The organism is Pedobacter polaris (assembly GCF_005116505.1).
Taxonomy (GTDB): Bacteria; Bacteroidota; Bacteroidia; order Sphingobacteriales; family Sphingobacteriaceae; genus Pedobacter; species Pedobacter polaris.
Genome location: NZ_SWBR01000002.1, coordinates 79,139 through 101,448, shown reverse-complemented (window position 1 = coordinate 101,448; position 22,310 = coordinate 79,139). Strand labels below are relative to the sequence as shown.

At 38.1% G+C, this 22,310-nt stretch carries 16 protein-coding genes; 6 read left to right on the top strand and 10 right to left on the bottom strand.

Annotated features, from left to right (window positions below; all coding sequences use genetic code 11):
• Window positions 1-2: 2 nt before the first annotated feature.
• From FA048_RS06800 to moaCB, 5 genes are read left to right on the top strand one after another with little or no spacing between them, the layout of a single operon-like run.
• Window positions 3-743 carry a sulfite exporter TauE/SafE family protein gene (locus FA048_RS06800; RefSeq protein WP_136839494.1) on the top strand — a complete coding sequence of 247 codons (741 nt, stop codon included), beginning with the start codon at window positions 3-5 and terminating at the stop codon, window positions 741-743.
• Between the two features lie 49 nt (window positions 744-792).
• Window positions 793-1,026: a MoaD/ThiS family protein gene (locus tag FA048_RS06795; RefSeq protein ID WP_136839493.1), complete on the top strand. Its 234-nt coding sequence runs from the start codon at window positions 793-795 to the stop codon at window positions 1,024-1,026.
• 2 nt (window positions 1,027-1,028) lie between these two features.
• Window positions 1,029-2,129, top strand: a complete 1,101-nt coding sequence (moeB, locus tag FA048_RS06790) for a HesA/MoeB/ThiF family protein (protein ID WP_136839492.1) — start codon at window positions 1,029-1,031, stop codon at window positions 2,127-2,129.
• A 1-nt stretch (window position 2,130) separates the two neighbouring features.
• Window positions 2,131-2,574, top strand: a complete 444-nt coding sequence (locus tag FA048_RS06785) for a molybdenum cofactor biosynthesis protein MoaE (RefSeq protein ID WP_136839491.1) — start codon at window positions 2,131-2,133, stop codon at window positions 2,572-2,574.
• A 1-nt stretch (window position 2,575) separates the two neighbouring features.
• A complete protein-coding gene (moaCB, locus tag FA048_RS06780; RefSeq protein ID WP_136839490.1) occupies window positions 2,576-3,484 on the top strand; it encodes a bifunctional molybdenum cofactor biosynthesis protein MoaC/MoaB in 909 nt (302 codons plus the stop codon).
• Between the two features lie 36 nt (window positions 3,485-3,520).
• Here moaCB and FA048_RS06775 read toward each other — a convergent pair whose 3' ends face one another.
• The 8 genes from FA048_RS06775 to FA048_RS06740 form a co-directional block, all read right to left on the bottom strand.
• Window positions 3,521-4,783, bottom strand: coding sequence for a sensor histidine kinase (locus FA048_RS06775; protein ID WP_136839489.1), 1,263 nt, complete (start codon window positions 4,781-4,783; stop codon window positions 3,521-3,523).
• Complete coding sequence (locus FA048_RS06770) at window positions 4,767-6,140, bottom strand: sigma-54-dependent transcriptional regulator (RefSeq protein ID WP_136839488.1); 1,374 nt, start codon at window positions 6,138-6,140, stop codon at window positions 4,767-4,769. Before FA048_RS06770 ends, FA048_RS06775 begins: the two co-directional genes overlap by 17 nt.
• A gap of 21 nt (window positions 6,141-6,161) precedes the next feature.
• Window positions 6,162-7,346, bottom strand: a complete 1,185-nt coding sequence (locus FA048_RS06765; protein WP_136839487.1) for an ABC transporter permease — start codon at window positions 7,344-7,346, stop codon at window positions 6,162-6,164.
• Between the two features lie 21 nt (window positions 7,347-7,367).
• A complete protein-coding gene (locus tag FA048_RS06760; protein ID WP_136839486.1) occupies window positions 7,368-8,606 on the bottom strand; it encodes an ABC transporter permease in 1,239 nt (412 codons plus the stop codon).
• 8 nt (window positions 8,607-8,614) lie between these two features.
• Complete coding sequence (locus FA048_RS06755) at window positions 8,615-9,280, bottom strand: ABC transporter ATP-binding protein (RefSeq protein ID WP_136839485.1); 666 nt, start codon at window positions 9,278-9,280, stop codon at window positions 8,615-8,617.
• Between the two features lie 22 nt (window positions 9,281-9,302).
• Window positions 9,303-10,757 (bottom strand): TolC family protein, encoded by a 1,455-nt coding sequence (locus FA048_RS06750; protein ID WP_136839484.1) that lies wholly within the window; start codon window positions 10,755-10,757, stop codon window positions 9,303-9,305.
• 10 nt (window positions 10,758-10,767) lie between these two features.
• Window positions 10,768-12,015 carry an efflux RND transporter periplasmic adaptor subunit gene (locus FA048_RS06745; protein WP_136839483.1) on the bottom strand — a complete coding sequence of 416 codons (1,248 nt, stop codon included), beginning with the start codon at window positions 12,013-12,015 and terminating at the stop codon, window positions 10,768-10,770.
• Between the two features lie 214 nt (window positions 12,016-12,229).
• Complete coding sequence (locus tag FA048_RS06740) at window positions 12,230-13,711, bottom strand: serine hydrolase (protein ID WP_205943445.1); 1,482 nt, start codon at window positions 13,709-13,711, stop codon at window positions 12,230-12,232.
• Between the two features lie 244 nt (window positions 13,712-13,955).
• Here FA048_RS06740 and FA048_RS06735 point away from each other — a divergent pair, with 244 nt between their 5' ends.
• Entirely contained in the window at window positions 13,956-15,239 is a 1,284-nt protein-coding gene (locus FA048_RS06735) for a sensor histidine kinase (protein WP_136839482.1), read from the top strand.
• Between the two features lie 112 nt (window positions 15,240-15,351).
• On the opposite strand, the gene FA048_RS06730 is transcribed toward FA048_RS06735, so the two are convergent.
• The gene (locus FA048_RS06730; protein WP_136839481.1) at window positions 15,352-16,578 is read right to left on the bottom strand and encodes a hybrid sensor histidine kinase/response regulator; all 1,227 of its coding nucleotides are present in this window, start codon (window positions 16,576-16,578) and stop codon (window positions 15,352-15,354) included.
• A gap of 4 nt (window positions 16,579-16,582) precedes the next feature.
• Window positions 16,583-22,222 carry a HAMP domain-containing protein gene (locus tag FA048_RS06725; protein ID WP_136839480.1) on the bottom strand — a complete coding sequence of 1,880 codons (5,640 nt, stop codon included), beginning with the start codon at window positions 22,220-22,222 and terminating at the stop codon, window positions 16,583-16,585.
• Window positions 22,223-22,310 lie beyond the last annotated feature (88 nt).

Genomic DNA, 22,310 nt, shown 5'->3' with positions numbered 1-22,310 from the left:
GAATGCAAGAATCTTTTATCCTTTTTTACATCTTACTATTCGTTGTTGCTTTTTTATATGCATCGGTTGGTCACGGTGGTGCTAGTGGTTACTTGGCTTTAATGGCCATTTTTGCTGTATCTCCTGCCATCATGAAACCTACTGCCTTACTACTTAACCTTTTTGTGTCATCCACTTCATTTATACAATTTTATAGAGGTGGTCATTTTAAATGGAAGTTATTTTGGCCTTTTGCCTTGGCATCCATCCCACTCTCATTTATAGGTGGTATGATGGCCATAGAAAGTTCCATTTATAAAAAAATATTGGGTGTTTTATTACTCATTCCGGTAATTAGGTTTTTCTTTTTCAAAAACACAGACCCTAAAGATTTTAAATCTGCTAACATCCCTCTTTCTTTATTAGTTGGTGGTATGATTGGACTCTTATCAGGAATGATTGGCATTGGTGGAGGTATTATTCTCTCTCCTGTTTTATTATTGTTAAAATGGGCCGACCAAAAACAAACAGCTGCCATTAGCGCTGCATTTATCTTTGTAAACTCTGTTGCTGGCTTGGGCGGTCAATTGATCAAAGGATTTGAATTTAATAACCACATGGTAGCTTATGTTGCCGTTGCCTTTACTGGAGGTATTTGCGGTGCTTATTTTGGGGCTTTGAAGTTCCCTCAAACTATATTAAAAAATGTACTGGCTTGCGTACTTGCCCTAGCAGCTTATAAATTGTTATTTACCCATGCATAAAATGAAAAAGGATGGAGCAATATTAGCATCTTACGCGTAAATTAGACAAATGGAAATCGAGATTATTAGTTTTGGGAAGATTGCAGAATTCATGGCAAATCAAAGGCTAACAGTAGATGGCATTAAAACTACTGCGCAGTTGAAAGATTTCCTTGAACAAGAATTCCCTCCATTAGCAGGCATCAAATACAAATTGGCACTAAACAAAACCATCATTCAAGAAACCGTTGAGTTAAAAAGCGGCGATACGGTTGCGATCATGCCACCATTTTCTGGAGGTTAATCATGGCGTCAGAACGATATCATAGACAGCTTATCCTTAAAGGTTTTGGTGAGGAAGCACAATTAAAACTGGCATCTGCTAAAGTGTTGGTTATTGGTGTTGGCGGACTCGGGTGTCCGGCCCTGCAATACCTGGCAGCTGCTGGTATTGGGCATTTGGGCTTAGTAGACGATGATACCGTAGCCTTATCTAACCTTCACCGCCAAGTACTTTACACAACAACCGATATAGGAAAACTAAAAGTTGAAGTTGCGGCAGAACGATTAGTAGAAATGAATCCTGAAATAGAGATCATAACCTATCCTACTTATATTCAAAGAAATAACATTCTTAACTTAATACAAGATTATCACATTGTGTTAGATGGAACTGATAATTTTGAAACGAGATACATTATTAACGATGCTTGCGCACTTTTAAACATTCCATTAGTTTTTGCTGCAGTTGATGGTTACGAAGGTCAACTTGCCATTTTTAACATCAAAGATGATAATGGCATATGTACCAATTACAGGGATCTTTTTCCTATCCCACCAAAAAAAGGAGAAATACCTAACTGTGCAGAAAATGGTGTGCTTGGTGTTTTGCCAGGCATTATTGGTAGCTTGGCAGCGGCCGAAGTTATTAAACTAATCACCGAAATCGGAAAACCATTAATTAACCGTTTATTACATTACAACATTCTTACCTTGCAACAGTATGAACTAAATATGAGTTCGGGAAGTGACTATACCTTACCGCATACGGTAGCAGATTTTTTAAAAATGGAAGACAATAACAGCTGTGAGATAGATAGCTATTTGGAGATTGATGCAACACAATTAAAACAAATTCAGCAAAAACCTTCTACCCTAATTATAGATGTTAGAGAAGAATTCGAAGTTCCATTATTGAACCCAGATCTATATAAAAAAATACCAATGTCTAAATTGGATGAGTTTTTAGCACAAGAAGTCACAGCATATCATGTCATTTTTATTTGCCAACATGGGATTAGAAGTATAACTGCAGCAGAAAATTTCCATAAAAAGTATGGCACAAGCAAAAAAGTATACAGTTTAAAAGGTGGAATTGCCAAATGGAGAAATCATTTAACAATTTGAAATGAGCGATAGGAAAGTAAAAGACATATTTATAAATGGTAAAATTGACCCTATGTTCATTGGCGAAAGTATTGCCAAGCATAGTGATAAAAAGAATATTGGCGGACATAGCCTATTCCTTGGTCAGGTTAGAAATGATGAAATTGACGGTAAAATGGTAGCCGCCATAGACTACACAACCTATAAAGAGCTTGCCTTAACCCAGATGGATCAAATTAGGGAAGATATCTTTAAAAAATACCCATTAAGCTGCATGCACATTTACCATAGCTTAGGAACAGTAAAAGTAGGTGAAATTTGCTTGTTTGTGTTTACATCATCTATCAGGCGAAAGCCAGCTATTGAAGCTTGTTCAGAAATTGTAGAAAGAATAAAAGCAGAATTACCAATTTGGGGTAAGGAAATATTTGAAGACGAGACACACCAGTGGAAGGAAAATAGTTAACATGGTAAACATTACACAAAAATCGAACACACTTAGAATTGCAATTGCAACAGCTACTGTAAAGGTTTCAAAACAAGAGACTATTGATGCTATTGAACAAAGAAAAATCCCGAAAGGAGATGTTTTTGAGTTTGCTCGCGCAGCAGGACTATTAGGTGTAAAAAAAACAAGTGATCTTATTCCAGATTGCCACCCATTACCTGTAGAATATACCGCCATTACTTATGCCATAGAAGGCCTAAATGTAATTATCACTGTTGAAGTACATACCATTTATAAAACAGGTGTTGAAGTAGAAGCTATGCATGGTGCATCTATCACTGCATTAACGATGTATGACATGCTGAAACCAATAGATAAAGGTGTAGAAATTCAGCATATACGTTTACTGAAGAAATCTGGTGGCAAATCTGATCTCAAAAACAATAAATTTCCGGAGATAAAAGCGGCTGTAGTAGTTTGCTCAGATTCTATTTCGGCTGGCAAAGCTCAAGACACTTCAGGCAAAGCTATCATCGCCCTACTTGAACAATATGGCATAAATACCATTAAATATGAAATCATTCCAGATGAAGTAAATAGCATTCAAGAAAAAGCAATTTCACTTTGTGGTGATGAACATCAATTACTCATTTTTACTGGCGGTACTGGTCTCTCACCCCGAGATGTTACTCCAGAGGCCATTGCCCCGCTAATTGACCGCCCAATTGAGGGGATAATGGAAACAGCAAGAAGATATGGACAAGAACGAATGCCCTACGCCATGTTATCTCGAGGGGTTTCTGGCTTTATTGGCGAAACACTCGTACTCACCTTTCCGGGTTCAAAAACTGGCGCAGAAGAATACATTGCCGCATTGTTCCCACAGGTACTTCATCTTTTCAACATCAACAAAGGCCAAAAGCATTAATATTAAGGCTTGGTTGTAAGGATAAGTTAAGAACACTTACTTCACCTGAATAATAAACTTCGTAAGCCCATCGGCTGTGCTTAGGGAAAACTCATAGCTATGATTCAATAAAATCTCCCTTACCAAAGTCAATCCAATACCTTGCCCATCTTTTTTTGTGCTAAAAAATGGGCTAAACAAATGAGCTGTATCTGCTTTTGCAATACCCTTTCCATTATCAGTAATCACCAGCTGCTGCTTAATTGGGTCTAGCGTAAATGTAATAACACCAACAGATTCAATGGCCTCCATCGCATTTTTTACAATATTTATAAAAGCCTGTTCTAATTGCTGTGCATCTGCTATAAGGTAATAAGGTTCATTTGGCAAGTCAAACTCGAACTTAACTTGTTTTTCTTGTGCAACAAAGCGCATCAGGTCAGCAACTGATTTTAATAGGACAACTAAATCAATCTGCTTTTTATTGGCATCTGGGAGTTTAACTAAATCGGCAAAATTGCGCATAAAAATGTTCAAATTTTGATTCCTATCCATCGCTACCTGTAAAGCATTTGCCAAGAGTGGATCGTTTTCAGCTATCCATGCCGATTTATGTGCCAATGTGGAGTTTATAATAGAATTTACCGGTCCGATGGTATTGTTAACTTCATGGGCCATCATGCGGATTACCTTGCTATAGACATTTTTTTCAGCCTCAAAAATTTCGGCAGTTACTTCTTCTAACATGATAAATATTCTTTCAAATCCACGATCTATGAACTTAGATTTTTGAACTTTATAGGTACGCAACCCTCCTATCTTTATCATTTTAGCCAACCCTATTTTCATTGGATAGATTTGCTCTATCAAAAAATTGGGATAAGCGCTTAATATCTCCTTCGCCTTTGGGTTGATTTGTTTAATTTCTTCGTTATAATCTAATACAATAATTCCTGTTGGTGAAGTCTGGATTAGTTTTTCTAGAAAAAAATGTTGCTCTTGCTGTTTGGTACGTTCTGTTCTTAATTCATCGATCATCCGATTATATACATCTACTAGCTCATCAACTTCTTTTTGACCAGTAGTTAAAAACTTGACATTAAAATCCTGATCTTTTATTGCATTCACACCCTGCTTCAAATACACGAGTGGTTTAATCAATTGTTTGTATAGGTTCAGAGAAATAACAATAGAAATAATGATCACTACTTCTGCCAGTATAAAAAAGAGTTTATGCTGTTCGAAGATGAGATAACTCATTACTAAGCAAACTAGGTGAATCGCCACCACAAAACCGATATACTTAGTCTTCAGTCTCATTAAAAGGAATTTGATACTTCTCTAACCTACGGTATAGTGCATTTCTAGTAATACCAAGTGAAGCAGCGGCTTTGGTTATCCTATTTTTATGAAATTTCATGGCTTGTTTTACCATTTCCTCTTCCATTTGATCGAGAGTCATCGTGCCTACACCAGGAAGTTTAACTTTGTCGGCCTTTAAGGGTGAAAGATGCATTTGCGCTTGAAAATCATCAATACCTAATTCATTTTTATTGCTAATTAATACTGTGCGCTCTACTAGGTTTTTTAACTGTCTAATGTTGCCTGGCAAGGGTAATTGTCGTAACCAACGCATGGCGGGTGCAGCAACCGTTAGCTGTGGCCTATTGTAGATTTCCTTCAAATTATCAATGAAAAAATTAACCAGCAATGGTATATCGCCCGATCGTTCTCTAAGTGCAGGAAGGTGAATAGCTATCAAATTGATCCGATACAACAAATCTTCTCTAAATGTGCCAAGATTCACCATTTCATTTAAATTTTTATTGGTAGCACATATTACTCTAGCATCCACAATTTTTGTTCGGCTACTACCCAAAACCTCATAGGTTCTATCTTGCAAAACACGCAATAATTTAACTTGGCTACTCGCTTCTAAATCGCCAATTTCATCTAAAAAAATGGTGCCTTTATGTGCCATTTCAAAACGACCCATGCGATCAAAGCGTGCATCTGTAAATGCTCCTTTAGCATGCCCAAACATTTCACTTTCAAATAAAGAAGTAGAAATACCGCCTAGGTTAACTTTCACAAATGGTTTTGCAGCACGTCCACTATTCTCATGTATAGCTTCTGCAATCAATTCCTTTCCTGTACCACTTTCACCAGTAATGAGAATTGAAGCATTGGTGCTAGCTACCCTACCTATAATCTCCAATATATTTAATAAACCAGCATCTTCTCCAATTATCTGTTTAAACTGATATTTTTGATCTAGTTCTTTCCTGCTTTTGGAAGTAGCTTTCTTTCCATTTAATTGCAGCAGGGTTACTACAGATTGTAATACATAGTCATTGTTCCATGGCTTATGGATAAAATCGTTTGCACCTAATTTCATGCCTTGTATAGCAAGGTCAATGCTAGCCCAACCCGTAATTAAAATAATAGGTAAAACTGGGTAGTGAACCCTAATCTGCTGAAGCAGGCTCATACCTTCTTTCCCAGAGGTATCTATAGAAAAATTAAGATCTAGAATAACAAGTTCAGGCTTTTGAGCTTGTATGGTCTCAAAAGCCTGAACAGCATTATTTGCTGTGACTACCTCATTTCCAGCACCTTTTAACAAGAGTGTTAGTGAAGTTCTTACTGCAATATCATCGTCAACAATTAGTATCATTATGCGAAGTTAAGATAAGCATTATTCTTCATGCAATGCAACAGCAGGATGAATACTTGCTGCCTGCTTACCTGGATACAAAGCACAAGCAAATACTAAAAGATAAATAAAAATAACGGCGAGTACCATGGCAATAAGGTATACACTTGATGGAACATCGAAAACGCTGAGCAGTGGGAACTGAACGGCAAAGAAACAGCCCACTACTAGCGATAAAGTGGCTAAAATTAAAGCTTCTAACACCAATTGATAAGATACCGAATTGCCACTAGCGCCAATTGCCCTACGCAGGCCAATTTCGCCTTTGCGTTTATTGATATTATACCATAGCACACCAAATAGACCTAGTGCAACATTAATGATCAGAAACCCAGCAATAATCATAAAAATGACCATTGGAATAATGGTAACTTTATTTTTTGAATCACGCATTTCGCTCAAGTGCTCAATCTCGATGGTAGAATTTTTGAAGGTACTGGTCATGAATTTATACAGTTGACTTTCGAAAGTAGCATCGGCATCTGGGCTTACTTTAATTAAAATGTTCCTTGTATCTTTTAAATAACCAGTATCAAGACGATTAAACATAGCATTGCCAGCAGGCCAATAATCGCCAGCAGTTTTAATATCTTGCACTACCCCAATCACTTTCATTTTATGTTTATCTTCAAAGTCGCCAATTAATTTACCAACAGCGCTGCCTTCGCCAAAGATTGCCGTTTTTAAGGTTTCATTAATCACAATGCTTTTGTCTTTACTAACAGCATCTTCAGGTTCAAACCATCGCCCAGCTAGCATTGTTACGTTCCATACCTTTTTATAATCTTCTGAAACAGTATAAAAATTAACACGGTCAAATTTTTTCCCGTTCTGCTTTACCGCTGTACTCATGGTGCTACTGGCATAGGGGAAATTACCGCTTGCATAACAAACCTCTTCTATTTGAGGCATGGCTTTAAGCGAATTGCTTAAGGTACTGTATAAAGTTTGCAGCGAGTCTTTATTTTTTGGGAATTGCCCATTATCGTAATTAATTGCCCACACACGTTCATATTCGAAACCCAAAGGCTTGGTGTAGTTTTGATAATAATAGGTAAGAAAAGAGAATACGGCAAAGATGACCAAAAACGATACGAGAATTTCGGAAAGAAACAGGAAGTTCTGCTTCCGTTTATTCCATATCAATTTAAATAAATGTTTTAACATGATAATTTTTTTTAAGTAATGTTATTGTGCTTTTAAGGCTTTAACTACATTTAGTTTAGACATTCGCCAAGCTGGATAGACCCCAGATAGCAGTCCGAAAAACAAACACGCGATGAAACTGTAGAGTAATACTGCAAAATTCATTTTTAAGCTTACATTTTCGAGCAGTTCGAGATCGTTGATAAAATAAATGACCAGCATGGAAAGACACAATCCAATGAGTCCCCCTAAAAAAGTTAAAATCATATTCTCTACAATGAATTGATACACTAAGGTTTTTGAAGAAGCGCCAAAGGCTTTCCGCACGCCAATTTCAGATGAGCGTTCTAAAATGCGGGTAATGTTAATATTAACCAAGTTGATGGTAGGCAATAACAAAAACAACAATACAAAAACACTTAGAATACCAACTACTATAGTCATACCCGAATTTTTTCCATCACCAGCAATTCTTCTGGTCATACTAGTAAAAAATGGATCAGCATGGCTATATACTTTGTCGAATTCTTTACTTGGCAATGGAACTTTTCTCATCATTTGATCAAATTCCTGTTTCATTTTAGGTACATCTGCTTTTGTTTTTGCCAATAACACAGCATTGTAGCCTCCCATAAGGTCTGGTTTATTGTAATCGTCTTTAGCTACCGTATAAGGCAGGTACATATCACCAGCAAAACTATACAGGGTTTCTGGCACATTGTCTACCACACCAATTACACGGTAGTTTATATTATCAGCAGAGATATATTTGCCTACTACTTTTGCTTCATCTCCAAAATATGCCTTTTTGGTTTCGATAGAAATAACTGCTACCTGTTCTGCATTGTCTATTTGTTGCTGGGTAAAAGGTTTTCCTTCTAAAAAATTATACTCTAATACCTTCCAATAATCGGCATTTGTATGTTTATAGTCTATTACAATTTTCTTGTTGTTTACGTAAGCGTTTGAGGCTCTGGCATTAGATGAAACACCCATCATTGCTACATTTTTAAGGCGAGATACATAATGATCTAAAAAGTAAAAAGAAACATCAGATCGGTTAAGCCAACCTTCTTTCGAGTTTGACATTTCCATTGTGGTTACATACAATGACCTTTCTCTTTTATAATCTGGATAATCAGGACTAATTATTTTATCGAGAAAGGCAAAGCCCACCATTAAAATAGTTAGGGTAAAGCTAATTCCGAATAGGCTAATGAAAGTGAAGAATTTTCTTCGTTTCAATACGGCAATTGCGATTTTAAAATAGTTTTTTAACATGATCTTATTTATTGAACTTGTGAGCCATCAAAAAGACGAACCAATCGGTGTGTTTTATTTGCCATGTTTTCATCGTGGGTAACCATAACAATGGTGGTACCTTCATTGCGGTTAAGATTGATCAGAATTTCCATAATCTCATTCCCCATTGCGCTATCTAAGTTACCTGTAGGCTCATCGGCTAATATAATTTGTGGATTGCCCACAATTGCTCTTGCAATAGCTACACGTTGGCGCTGCCCGCCTGATAATTGTGTAGGAAAATGTTTGAGCCTATTGCTCAATCCAACTTTTTCTAGCGCTGCTGAAGCGAGCATTTTACGCTCTTTAGTTGAAGAAGTTCGGTATAACAGGGGTAGCTCTACATTATCTAATACCCTAAGGTCATTAATGAGGTGATAGCTTTGAAAAATAAAACCCAGTTTCTGATTTCTGAATTTAGCGAGTTGTTGATCAGAAAATCTGCTAAGATCTTGTTCATCTATACTGATTTTACCTTTTGAGGGTTCATCTAAAAGACCCATAATATTAAGCAAAGTGCTTTTTCCGCAACCAGAAGGACCCATAATAGAAAGAAATTCTCCTTTGGCAATATTTAAATTGATGCCGTTTATGGCTAAGGTTTCTACCGTATCTGTTCGGTAAACTTTTTCTATGTTTTGTAAGTGTATCATTTATGCAATTTTAATTAAAGAGTTATGAATAGGTTATTTTTTTATTGTTTTCAAAATCGTAGAGTGATAAATAGCGCAGTTGATAATAAGCCGCCCAAAAATCTCGTAACGAAGAGACATAATCACGTTTTGCCCGATCATTTTCTTGGAAGGCAATGCTTAAATCAGTAATACTAAGATTACCAAGCACATAACGTTCACTGGCAATTTTATACTTTTCGGCAGCAATTTTCTCAGCAGCATCTGTTAATAAAATCTGTTCCTTCATCATATTGAAAAGCGTTACCTGAGTTATAATTTGTTGTTTAAAAGTCTGTTTATCTTGTTCAACTGCGTAAGTTGTAAATTGCTCATTTGCAAGTGCTGTTTTTGTTCTAGATTTAGATCTCCCCCAATCCATAATGGGAATGGCAAACTGCAACTCAACAGCTTGCTGGTTTTTTGGGGAGCGATACACATCAAAGATATTTGGCCCTGCACTTGAGTAACCCAAGTTTGCCCTTAATGTAGCCGTTAATCCATTTTCCCCTTTAGCTTTAGCAACATCTCTTTTTGCTTCTGCCAAACGGCGTACAAATGCAATAGCATCAGAACGGTTTTCGAAAGCCTCTTTCAGCACTTTATCTGCTGCAACAGTCATTTGCTGCACTACTGCTGGCATATTGAGTTTAATCTTGTCATCTCCTTCTATACCAGCATAACTACGCAAATTTAAAGTAGCAATTTCTACATCCCTTTTGGCTGTACCTACTGCTTTTTGCGCATTTAATACTTCTAATTGTAATTGTAGAATTTCATTTTTTGAGATTTTACCTAACTCAAATTTTGTATTTGCTATGGTTAAAATCCTTTGTGTATTGGCAAAGTTGGTTTCAGAAATGTTGAGGTTTACTTGAGCAAGTAATAAATCAAAGAAATATTCAGTTACAGTAATAGCAATTTTTTCTTGAGTTTCTATAAATGCTTGTTTACTTTCATCGTATTTTAATGGCTCTATCTTTTTATCCCATTTCAGGCTATTAAATTGCAATAAAGGTTGGGTATAACCAATGCCATAAGGAATACCATTATAAAGCACATTATTCCTGTCAAAATCATCAAACCTTTGTAATTGGGTAGTACCATAAATCGTACCACCAGTAGCAGCAATACTTTGGGTAAAATTAAGGGTAAGCGACGAGTTATCATTATGCACCGGCTGGAACAGAATGGTACCATTTGGTTGTTGCACTTGTGTGTACGTTTTAGTGTAACCAGGTAAAATTCCTTGTAAAGATAATTGTGGCTGATAGTTAGATTTAAATGTACGCCATTCCCAATATTTGGTTTCTTTAACTGTAATAGCTTGTTTTGCAGCAATAGAATTAGATTTTGCCATGGCTACCACCTCAGGTAATGTCAGCCTTATCGTATCTAAAGCTGCATAGGTATTTAAACCAAATATCATAAATAATCCAAAAGCTAAAAATTTCTTCATTATTTTAAGTTTAGTTTCCAATGGTGATGGTTTTAGTATTTTTATATGCACTCATGTCTGAGGTAATAATCTCATCACCAGCTTTTAGTCCGCTTAATATCTCTACATAATCGAAATTACTAAGGCCTGTTTTTACAGTTCTGCGTTCAGCAATTCCGTTTTTAATTACATATACTTCCTGTAAATTCGAACCATTAAATGCTGGACCATTGGCAACTCGTAAAATCTCATTTCTTGTAGAAGTAATTAAAAACACATCTACTTTCTGATTAGGCCTTAATGCTGCATTGCTCTTGTCATTTAGCTGCAACTCAAAAGAAACGATGCCATTGTTTACAGCTGGAGAAATGTTTGTAATGGTGCCCCTTAATAATTTATCACCTATCCTTATAATGGCTGCCATGTGGTTATTTATCTTATCTAACATATTGTCTGACATGCTTCCTGCAACTTTAAATCCGCTTAAATCCGCTATACGAACCAAAGCTTCCCCTTCACGAATGCTTGCACCAATATTTTTATTTACCCATGTTATTACACCAGCTCTAGTAGCTACCACCTCTGCTAAATCAAGTTTTCTATTTAATGCATTTAAATCATTCCTTTGTATTGCCAAAGCAATTTCAGCTTCCCTAATTTCAATCTTCATCGTTTGCTGTTTGCTTTTGATTTCGTTTTCCAATTGCAGTTTTTCTAATTCTGCTACTTTTAGGTCAAGTTCAGCACGTTCTACATCTTCCTTAGTACCACCTCCAGCTTTAAGCAATCTTTTTGCAGAAGAAACAGCATCTTTTAAATTACTGATGCGCAATTGTTTAATACTGTTGTTAGATTTAATATCGAAAAAGCTTTTTTCTAGATCGAGTTTTAATTTGCGAATTTCATTTTCTTTTGACTCCATTTGGAAGCGGAGTTTCTCATAATCTGTTTGTGTAACCGATTTATCTAAAGTGAGTATAGATTGACCTTTATTTACATTGTTACCCGCATCCATTAGTACTTTTTTAATGGAAGCATTAATCGGACTAGCTATTATTTCTTCAAATTCTGGCAATACCTCTCCTGTGGCATTTATGGTGTTTTCTATTATTCCTACTTCTACTTTTGCCGTTGTAAAATCTGCACTATTTAATGAGGTTTTAAAATAATAACGGATCAAAAAAACTGAAGCAATCAATGCGATAATAATTAGGCTAATAACCAGTAATCGTTTCTTCTTTTTTGTTCTAGTAACTTCTTCTTCTATCAGTATATCCATTTGAGCTATTTTACATACTCTTTACAAGAGCAATGCCATAGTCAAAATATTGATAATTAGATTATTACATAAATTTCAGAAAATAAAAATGCCCGATATCGAACATTGCGTTTGATAGCGGGCATTTTGAGTTGGGGATTTTAAATACTATAGATTAATATTATCAATCTTAAAATAAAGCTGCAGCCTATTTAATCACTAAAGGGTTTATTTATTACTTCCCAGAAAGTGCTTTAATTCTTGCTATTGCATTTTTATTTCCAGGATCTAAGACAAGTACTTTTTTGTAATTAATTAAAGCAGCGGGTTGATTTTCCATTACTTCAAAAATTTCCGCTAAGCTGTCATAAACATTTGCACTAGTTGGATATAATATGGTATTGAGTTGAAAAATGGCAAGCGCTTTAACATGATCTTTTTGCGCTAACAATTGATAAGCCCATGCGTTTAAATCTTGTTCGTTCAAATCGATAGCTGGTTCTTTCTTTTTTAAAGACTCAACTGTGGTTAAAGGATGTTCAAATCCTTTTTTAAGTAATTCGGCACGGAGCTTTTTAATACCAACCGGAAGGCCAAAACCATTGGCTTCATGCATGTCGTTGATGTAATATCCTGCAATTTCATCGATCATTCGTTCAGGACTAGATCCCATTAAATTGGTGAGTATTACAATGGACAGATCGTCTTTTAAATAGACAAAAAGTGCATTCCTGCCACCACCAACTGGTGCAACGGCGGGATGGTCGCTCCTAGTTACGGTAGGCCAACCTAGCGCATAACCATTGGTAAGTGCATTAAAGCCACCAATTTTTCCGTTGTTAAGTAAGGCTGCTGTAAACATGGTTTCGATACTAGGCTGTTCCTTTAGCAAACGACCATCTTTTAAGGCTATAATCCAATTAGCCATATCCTGAGCTGTAGACATAATACCAGCTGCAGTTCTATAAAATTCTGGAAATTGGATATAAGATATACCTGGTGTATTGTTACGTATAAAATTTCCATTTACCATTTTATACATTGTATAAGCGCCAGCAGAATTTGGAACTACATCGTATGAATCTCCAAATCTGGTAAGTGGCATTCCTGCTATTTTAAATTGTTTTTCGGTAATAAACTTAGTAAAGTGCATTCCGCTCAATTTAGTAATGATTTTACCAAGCGCTACATAACCAGTTTGGTTATAACTAAATTTCTCTCCAGGCTTAGACAGTAATGGTAAAGAGGTAACTCTTTTCCAAGCAGCCTGTTCCCCACCTCCAAATACTTGTTCATCTTCGTCAATAATATCTGGCAAGCCAGAAGTATGTGTTAATAACTGTTGCAAGGTTAGTGATTGCCAGTTAACAGGTAAGCTATCTAGGTATTTTGAAATAGGATCATGAATTTTTAGTTTTCCTTCTTCTGCCAATTGCATAATTGCCACCCCCACAAAAGCTTTAGTGATAGAGTTGATTGGGAATACTGTTTGGTCTGTAGCAGGAACAGCGTACTCTAGATTAGCAGTGCCATAGTGGCTCAACTTAACCACTTTTCCGCTTCTAACAACCGCTATTTGCAAGGCAGGAATATTTCGCTGTTGCATTTTGCTTTTTATAAAAACGTCTATGTTGTCTGAAGTGGTTAACTGCGCTCTAGAAAGTATAGGAAGAGCGATAATCATTAAAAAAGTAAATAGTTTAGAGGTTAATTTCATGATGTGTTAGTTTGTCTTGTAGACAATTATTTTATATATATGTTACAGTAGGGCGTTGATTGAGCCGATATGGTTGCATCTCATTTTGCATTGGTAAATATAAGTGATTGATTAGAGCTAGGCATAAAGAAATGGAAAGTAGGTTAGGATAATCTAAAACCAAATATTGGTGGACTAACGCATTGGCATCATTTTTTTTAAGCAATAGATTAGTATCTTAGTAGCCGCCAATATATTACGCTCCATGCCGAATAACTCTCAGACTGTTTTAGACAATATTGCCTTTGTTGAAAAATCAAGAATCAAAATAATTAATTTAGTCTGCATCATCAGTGCCCTGCTTGCGTTATTATCGGCTTTTATTGGACGCGACTCGCTTCCCTATTCGATCAGCCTAATTACTTTAAGCTGCATATTTATTGGGTCGTTGCTAATGAATTTCAACTCCAAAACTTCACTTACTAAATACTTCGTCCCTTTAGCTACAACAATCTGGATCACCTACATGTGTATCGCTTTTGGTAACCGCTTAGGTACACAGAACTACTTGGTCATCGCACTGGTGGCCTTAGCCATCTATGCCAAGAACAAAACATATCGCACTATCAGTATTTTAGTCATCCTTGCCACTGCCTTGTCGGTTAATATCTATCAGAATTTTTATGAGCCACTCTACAGTCTACCAAAGTTCATCGATCTGCTGTCGGCAGTAAACGTACTTACACCGCTAATCATCATTTCTATGATCTGTTGGACCGTGATTAGCGATGCAGCCAAATCTAATGCTATCATCCAACAACAGAAGCGAGACCTAGCCGATTCCAATCAATTCAAAGACAAGGTACTTTCCATTATCGGACACGATATGCGCTCACCCTTCAATAGTGCGAAAAGCCTAATCTACCTTCTAGAGAATGAACTGTTGTCAAAGGAAGAAAAGCATCATGTACTTGCCCTGCTTCATTCAGATATAGATCTCTCACTGCAGACACTCGATAATATTCTCGAATGGGCTTCACAAGCCTATTATGGTTCGGTCATGCAAACCAAAATCAAAAAAGAAACGCTAAAAGTAAAAGAGATGGTTGATACAGCCATCGAAGGATTTACTCAGCTGTCCTTACAGAAACAGGTTACAATGAGCAATTCTATCGATCCAGCAACAAGGATCTATGCAGATAGACAACAGATTGCCTTTGTACTGCGAAATCTGACCAGCAATGCACTAAAGTTTAGCCATAGTGATCAACACATTATCTTTTCAAGTTCGGAAAACGACGGTAAAGTCACCATTTGTGTCAAAGATCAGGGTATAGGCATGAGTACAGAGATGCAATCCTCATTATTTCAGATTAGCAATCGTTTTTCAGAAAAAGGAACCGCCAATGAAAAAGGAAGTGGTCTTGGACTAATCTTCTGTCAAGAGTTCATTGAAAATAATAATGGAAACCTATGGATCGAAAGTAAAGTGGGAAAAGGAACTACTATCAATTTTTCCCTTAATAGAGACGAGCTTGTTAATGCGTAGGCAGTACTAGCGAAAATAGTATGGGTAGTAGTCTAATCTAAAATAAAAAGCCTTAGATTTCTAAGGTTACACCTAACAGTGAGCTCGATTATAACCCTAGTTGATAGGATTATTATACCTCTACATAGAATGGTATGGTAAACCTAAATTTTGTACCTGCACCAAGCTGGCTTTCTATAGCAATGCTTCCACCATGTTGCGATACAAACTCTCTAACCAATAATAGACCCAAACCACTTCCTCGTTCGCTATCGGTGCCTAGTTCTGGCTTGCTACCCCCTAAGTCTAACAATGCATTTAGCGTATCATTAGACATCCCTGCTCCATTGTCTGCAATGCAGATCTCAACCATATCCTCCACCTTAGCTGCTGTTATACTTATCGGTGCACCTGCAGCTGGAGTAAATTTAATGGCATTTGTAATAACGTTTTGCAAGATGGAGCGGAGCATATGTTCATCGCCATTAATGCATATTTTATCATATACATTATTCTCTAGGCCTATTTTCTTTTGGTTGGCTAACGAACTCAATAATTCCAGTGATTGGTCAATTTCATTTCTAAGGTCAAGTTTAGAAGGGCTAAATCTCGACTTCTCTCGTTGTTTCATAGCCCAATCTACAAGGTCATTCAACTGTTGGAGAACCTCTTTTGCAGTCTTATTAATTATTCCTGAAAGATTGAGTACTTGCTTCGGGGTAATTCTAGCGGCATTTTTATTCAAAAATTCTGCCGCAATAAGAATGGAACTTAATGGGTTTCTCAGGTCATGAGAGATAACAGAAAGAAACCTATCCTTAGAGAGGTTTAAGGCCCTCAATTCTGTATTAAGTTCTAAAAGCTCAGCTGTGCGTTCGTTAACACGACTTTCCAATTCCGTATTTAGCAATACTAATTCCTGATTATTGGCTTTGAGCTTTTCTTCTTGTCTTTTAAGTAATTGGTTCTTCCTGAACATTTCTGCAAAAACTGCAACCTTAGTCCTGAGCATTTCAGGATTAAATGGTTTGCGGATAAAATCTACCGCACCTGCCCTATAGCCCTTAAACATAGCAGCCTCTTCATAGTCGTGAGCAGTAATAAAGATAATGGGAATGTCTTTAAGGCTGTCTCTTTCATAAATCAGTTCTGCGGTCTCATAACCATCCATGATAGGCATCTTTACATCTAGCAGGATTAAAGAAAAATTCTGGTCGTGCAGCAGTATTCGTAATGCCTCACGTCCAGATAGTGCACGTGAAAAACTATAACCCTCCTTTTCCAAGGCAACTTCTATCGACATCAGATTGTTCTGGTTGTCGTCAACGATGAGTATCTTGATATTTTTGTCAGCTTTCATTTCCTTACTTGATCAACCATATTTTCATCAGTGATTGCAACTGGTCTGTCTTTACCGGCTTAGTGATATAATCAGAGGCACCAGAGGCGATACATTTCTGTCTATCACCGATCATTGCCTTTGCTGTAACCGCAATGATGGGCAAATTTTTGTGTCTGGGTTCTTTTCTTATCATTTGAATAGTCTCATAGCCATCCATTTCTGGCATCATGATATCCATCAGCACAATATCTATCCGCTTATCGCCATTTAATAACTCAATGGCCTCCCTACCACTTTCTGCAGTAAGCACCTCAATTTTGGAGCGTTCAAAGGCAGCGGTCAACGCAAAAAGATTTCTTACATCATCATCTACCACCAAAACCTTTTTACCACTTAAAATATCATTGCTTATCATCAGTTTTTCTATCATCAGTAGCTTATCCTCACTGAGGTGCTTTTTATTTACATGCAAATTTACCAGCAACGTTTCTAGCAAATTTACATTAGAAGTAGGTGTTTTAGTGATAATTCTATGGTTTAGTCTTTTAAGCTGGGTAAGCTCGTCGTGGTTAAAGTCTCTGGCAGAGTGGATCATAATGGTGGTTTGTGGATGTTTCAAAAGGTCTACCTTTTTTAGTAGTTCCATTCCCTTTACACCTGGCATTACGTAATCAAGGATGATACAATCGAAAATATTATTTTTCAAAAATGATAAACCTTTTTTCGCGGTACTTGCACAAAATATTTCTATGTTTTCATTGCTTAGCAGCCCCGAAAGCCTTTCAAGCTCCATTTCATCATCCTCTATAATCAATACCCTTTTCTTTTGTTGGCTGTTAAAAGCAATAATTCCAGAGATCAGATCATCTAATGCCTTATTGGATAAGGGTTTTAGATTAAAACTTTTAGCACCCAGTTTAAGAGCCATCGCCTTATTGTCTTCACCTGAAATAAGATGCACTGGAATGTGCCTAAAGGACATGTCGCTCTTTAACAGCTTGAGTATTTTCCAGCCATTAGACTCCGGCATATTTACATCTAAGGTAATGGCGATGGGATTGTACTTTTGTATGCTTTCAAAGATCTCAAAATATCCTGAAGCTACAACTACCTTTAAATTGAGATCATGTGCCTTATCCATCACAATCTTGGTAAACCTTACATCGTCTTCAACAACGATAATCACCTTATCTTCAGCAACGATATGTAGGCGATCATCTTCAATATGCATTTCAACTGTATCAATTAGATTGGTTCGGGCTTGACTAGTAAAGTGATCTTTGGCCTGCGGAACAACAATTCCTCCTTCTTGATATTTCAATGGCAGTAAAAGCGTAAAGACACTGCCCTTTCCTAGTTCACTACCCACGGTAATGGTACCACCTAATAGCTCTGCAAATCCTTTACTGATAGATAACCCAAGTCCCGTTCCTCCATATTTTCTACTGGTAGAACCCTCAGCTTGCTGAAATGCCTCGAAGATAATGCCTTGCGTATTTCTAGAAATCCCAATACCTGTATCTTCTATAGAAAATGCGATCACCTCTTCCGGCTTGCGCACCGTGCCCAACTGTGCCAGATTTGGCCTGTAGATATTAAGTTTAACGCTACCCTTCTCAGTAAATTTGAATGCATTGGATAACAGGTTCTTCAAAATCTGGTTCAATCGTTGGATATCTGTTTCTATCATTTCTGGTAATCCACCTTCTACGTTGATTTCGAACTTTAGGTTCTTGGTCTCTGAAATCGGCTTAAATGTAGATTCTACAAAGGAAGCAATTTCTCTAAAGCTTACCGGCAGTACATCAGCTGAAATTACGCCAGATTCAATTTTAGAAAGATCTAAAATATCATTGATTAGCTGGATCAAATCGTCACCACAAGAATGAATAGTCTTCGCATATTTAATCTGCTTTTCGGTTAGGTTGCCCTCATGATTTTCGAAAAGCTGCTGGGCAAGAATAAGAAGACTGTTCAATGGTGTCCGAAGTTCATGGGACATATTGGCTAGAAATTCTGATTTATATTTGGAGGTCAGTGTCAATTGTTCTGCCTTTTCTTCAAGCGATCTTCCTTTATCATGCAGCTCATCATTTGCCCTCCTGAGTTCTTCCTGTTGTGCAGAAAGCTCACCAGCTAGAGATTGTGACTGGGTTAACAATTCCTCAGTACGCGTATTGGTCTCGATATTGTTGAGCACTATACCGATACTTTCGGTCAACTGATCTAAAAAATCGATGTGCGTATCGCTAAAGGTATCTAAGGATGCTAGCTCTATTACCGCTTTAACATTATTCTCGAAAAGCACTGGAAGAATAACAAGATCCAAAGGTGTGGCACTGCCAATGCCAGAGCTTATCTGCAGGTAATCATTTGGGAAATTGCTAATCCTAATCCGTTCTTTATCGGTTGCGCATTGGCCTACTAAGCCTTCGCTCAATGAAAATTCTTGATTGATCAACTTGGAACTCTTTTGAGCGTAACCGGCAAACAACTTCAGTTTCGGCTCTTCCATCGACTCTAACTGTTCTAGAATATAAAATGCACCATAACGGGCATTTACGAGTTCTGCTAATTCGGAGAGCACCTTATTCGCCACCGCATTTCTGTCACGTTGCCCTTGTAGCATTTGGGCAAATTTAGCTAAGTTAGATTTCAGCCAATCCTGTTCATGGTTCCTTAGTGTAGTACCCTTCAAGTTGGCGATCATTTGGTTGATGGTGTCTTTTAATGCCTCAAGTTCTCCTTTTGCATCCACACGGATTGTCCTTGTTAAATCTCCCTTTGTTACCGCTGAGGCTACCTCAGAAATCGAACGTACTTGGGTTGTCAGGTTCTGCGCCAACTGATTTACATTCTCGGTTAAATCTTTCCATGTTCCAGATGCTCCCGGCACACTAGCTTGTCCGCCCAACCTACCTTGTACCCCTACCTCACGGGCAACAGTAGTTACCTGATCGGCAAAAACGGCAAGCGTATCAATCATCTCATTGATTGTGTCTGTTAGCTGTGCTACCTCACCTAATGCATTGATAGAGAGGCGTTGCTTCAAGTTTCCTTTTGCAATACCAGTCGCCACTTTTGCAATACCACGGATCTGTCCGGTAAGATTCGATGCCATCTGATTTACCGAATCCGTTAAATCTTTCCAAGTACCACCTACACCCTTTACCTGTGCCTGTCCGCCTAGTTTCCCTTCTGTACCCACCTCTCTAGCCACACGGGTTACCTCAGAGGCGAATGAATTCAACTGATCTACCATCGTATTGATGGTATTCTTCAAGTCCATCATCTCTCCCTTCACATCTATAATTACCGTTTTAGATAAATCTCCACTTGCCACGGCTTTGGTTACTTCAGCAATATTACGTACTTGTGAGGTGAGGTTACTCGACATCTGATTTACCGAATCAGTCAAATCCTTCCAAGTTCCGGCAACACCTGGAACAAAGGCCTGTCCACCAAGATTTCCATCTGTACCTACCTCTCTTGCCACCCTAGTTACCTCAGAAGCAAAGCCTCTCAGCTGATCTACCATGGTATTAATGGTTTCCTTTAATTGTAGGATTTCTCCCCTCACATCAACCGTAATCTTTTTGGAAAGGTCTCCATTGGCTACCGCAATAGCCACATCTGCTATATTTCTTAATTGGGCGGTTAGGTTACCCGCCATTTTGTTTACACTATCTGTTAAGTCTTTCCAAGTACCATCCACTCCAGGTACATTAGCTTGACCACCCAGCTGTCCTTCAGAACCTACCTCTCTTGCTACACGAGTTACCTCTGATGCAAAACCCCTCAACTGATCTACCATGGTATTAATGGTATCTTTTAGTTCTAAGAGTTCACCTTTGGCGTCTACTGTAATTTTTCGGGAAAGATCTCCCTTAGCCACCGCAGTTGTTACCTCTGCAATATTCCGTACCTGAGAGGTTAAGTTATCGGCCATTTTATTTACCGAATCTGTTAAATCCTTCCAAGTACCACCTACACCAGGTACGTTTGCCTGACCGCCTAGCTGTCCTTCAGAACCTACCTCCCTAGCCACACGAGTTACCTCCGAGCCGAAGGAATTGAGCTGATCCACCATTGTATTGATGGTAATCTTAAGCTCTAGCATTTCTCCTTGAACATCTACTGTAATTTTTTTAGACAAATCTCCTTTAGCCACCGCTGTGGTCACCTCTGCAATATTCCTTACTTGTCCGGTCAGGTTGCCCGCCATCTGGTTTACCGAATCGGTTAGATCTTTCCAAGTACCCCCTACACCAGGTACATTTGCCTGTCCACCCAACTGCCCTTCAGAACCAACCTCTCGAGCCACACGGGTTACCTCTGAAGAAAAAGAGTTCAGTTGGTCTACCATAGTATTAATCGTATTCTTTAGCTCCAATAGTTCCCCTTTAGCATCTACGGTGATCTTTCTAGAAAGATCACCTTTTGCTACTGCAGTGGTTACTCCTGCAATATTTCTTACCTGATCGGTTAGGTTGCTACCCATTTGGTTTACTGAATCGGTTAGGTCCTTCCACACTCCACCTACGCCCTTTACCCTTGCTTGGCCACCCAATTCGCCTTCGGTACCCACCTCTAAGGCCACACGGGTTACTTCTGAAGCAAAAGAATTCAACTGATCTACCATTGTGTTGATGGTTTTCTTCAACTCCAGCATTTCCCCCTTTACATCTACAGTAATTTTTTTGGAAAGATCACCATTGGCTACCGCAGTAGTTACCCCAGCAATGTTTCTTACCTGCGAGGTTAGGTTACCCGCCATCCGGTTCACCGAATCTGTAAGGTCCTTCCAAGTTCCAGCTACTCCTGGCACCTCTGCTTGTCCACCTAGTTTCCCTTCTGTTCCCACCTCCAAGGCTACACGTGTTACCTCAGAAGAGAAAGAGTTCAACTGATCCACCATGGTATTGATTGTATTTTTGAGCTCCAATATCTCTCCTTTTGCCTCTACGGTAATTTTTCTGGAAAGGTCACCCTTCGCCACTGCGGTAGTAACCGCAGCCACATTCCTTACTTGGGCGGTGAGATTACCGGCCATCTGGTTTACCGAATCTGTTAATTCCGCCCATACACCTGCTACCCCTTTGATTTTCGCTTGTTCACCAAGTTTTCCTTCGGAACCTACCTGACGGGCAACTCTAGTTACCTCCATCGAAAAAAGCCTCAACTTGGAAAGCATCTGATTGGACTCCTTAGCTATCCGTAGGAACTCTCCCCTTAGGGGCTGCCCACTAATCTCCAAGGGAATTTGTCTTGAAAGATCTCCATTAGCAACAGAGTTGATCATATTAGCAATCTCCAGAGTTGGAGACGTTAAGTCGGTAATCAGTGTATTTAGCGAACTGACCCCATCAGCCCATTCCCCTTTTGCCTCTGGCAGTTCTATTCTTTTAGAAAGGTTCCCTTTTTTACCAATTGTCTTTTCTGCAGAAGAAATCTCCGCCACAAAACGTTGGTTCATATCAATGATATCATTGAGCACCTCGCAAATCCTGCCTTCTATACCCGCCTGGGTTACTGGCATCCTGATGTTCAGCCTTCCGCTCTTGACTGCGGAAAGCACGTTCAATAACACTTTTAAGTCAAGAGATGTGTTAACGGCTGCCTTTGATTCAGCAGAAGTTGTTGTGAGATATTGAGCATCCATAGTGGTAAAAAGGGCTAAGATTTAACACTTGGCCAGCTATTAAGTTCCGGCATCAAGTGATCATAACTGAAAATTAAAGATAATTTTT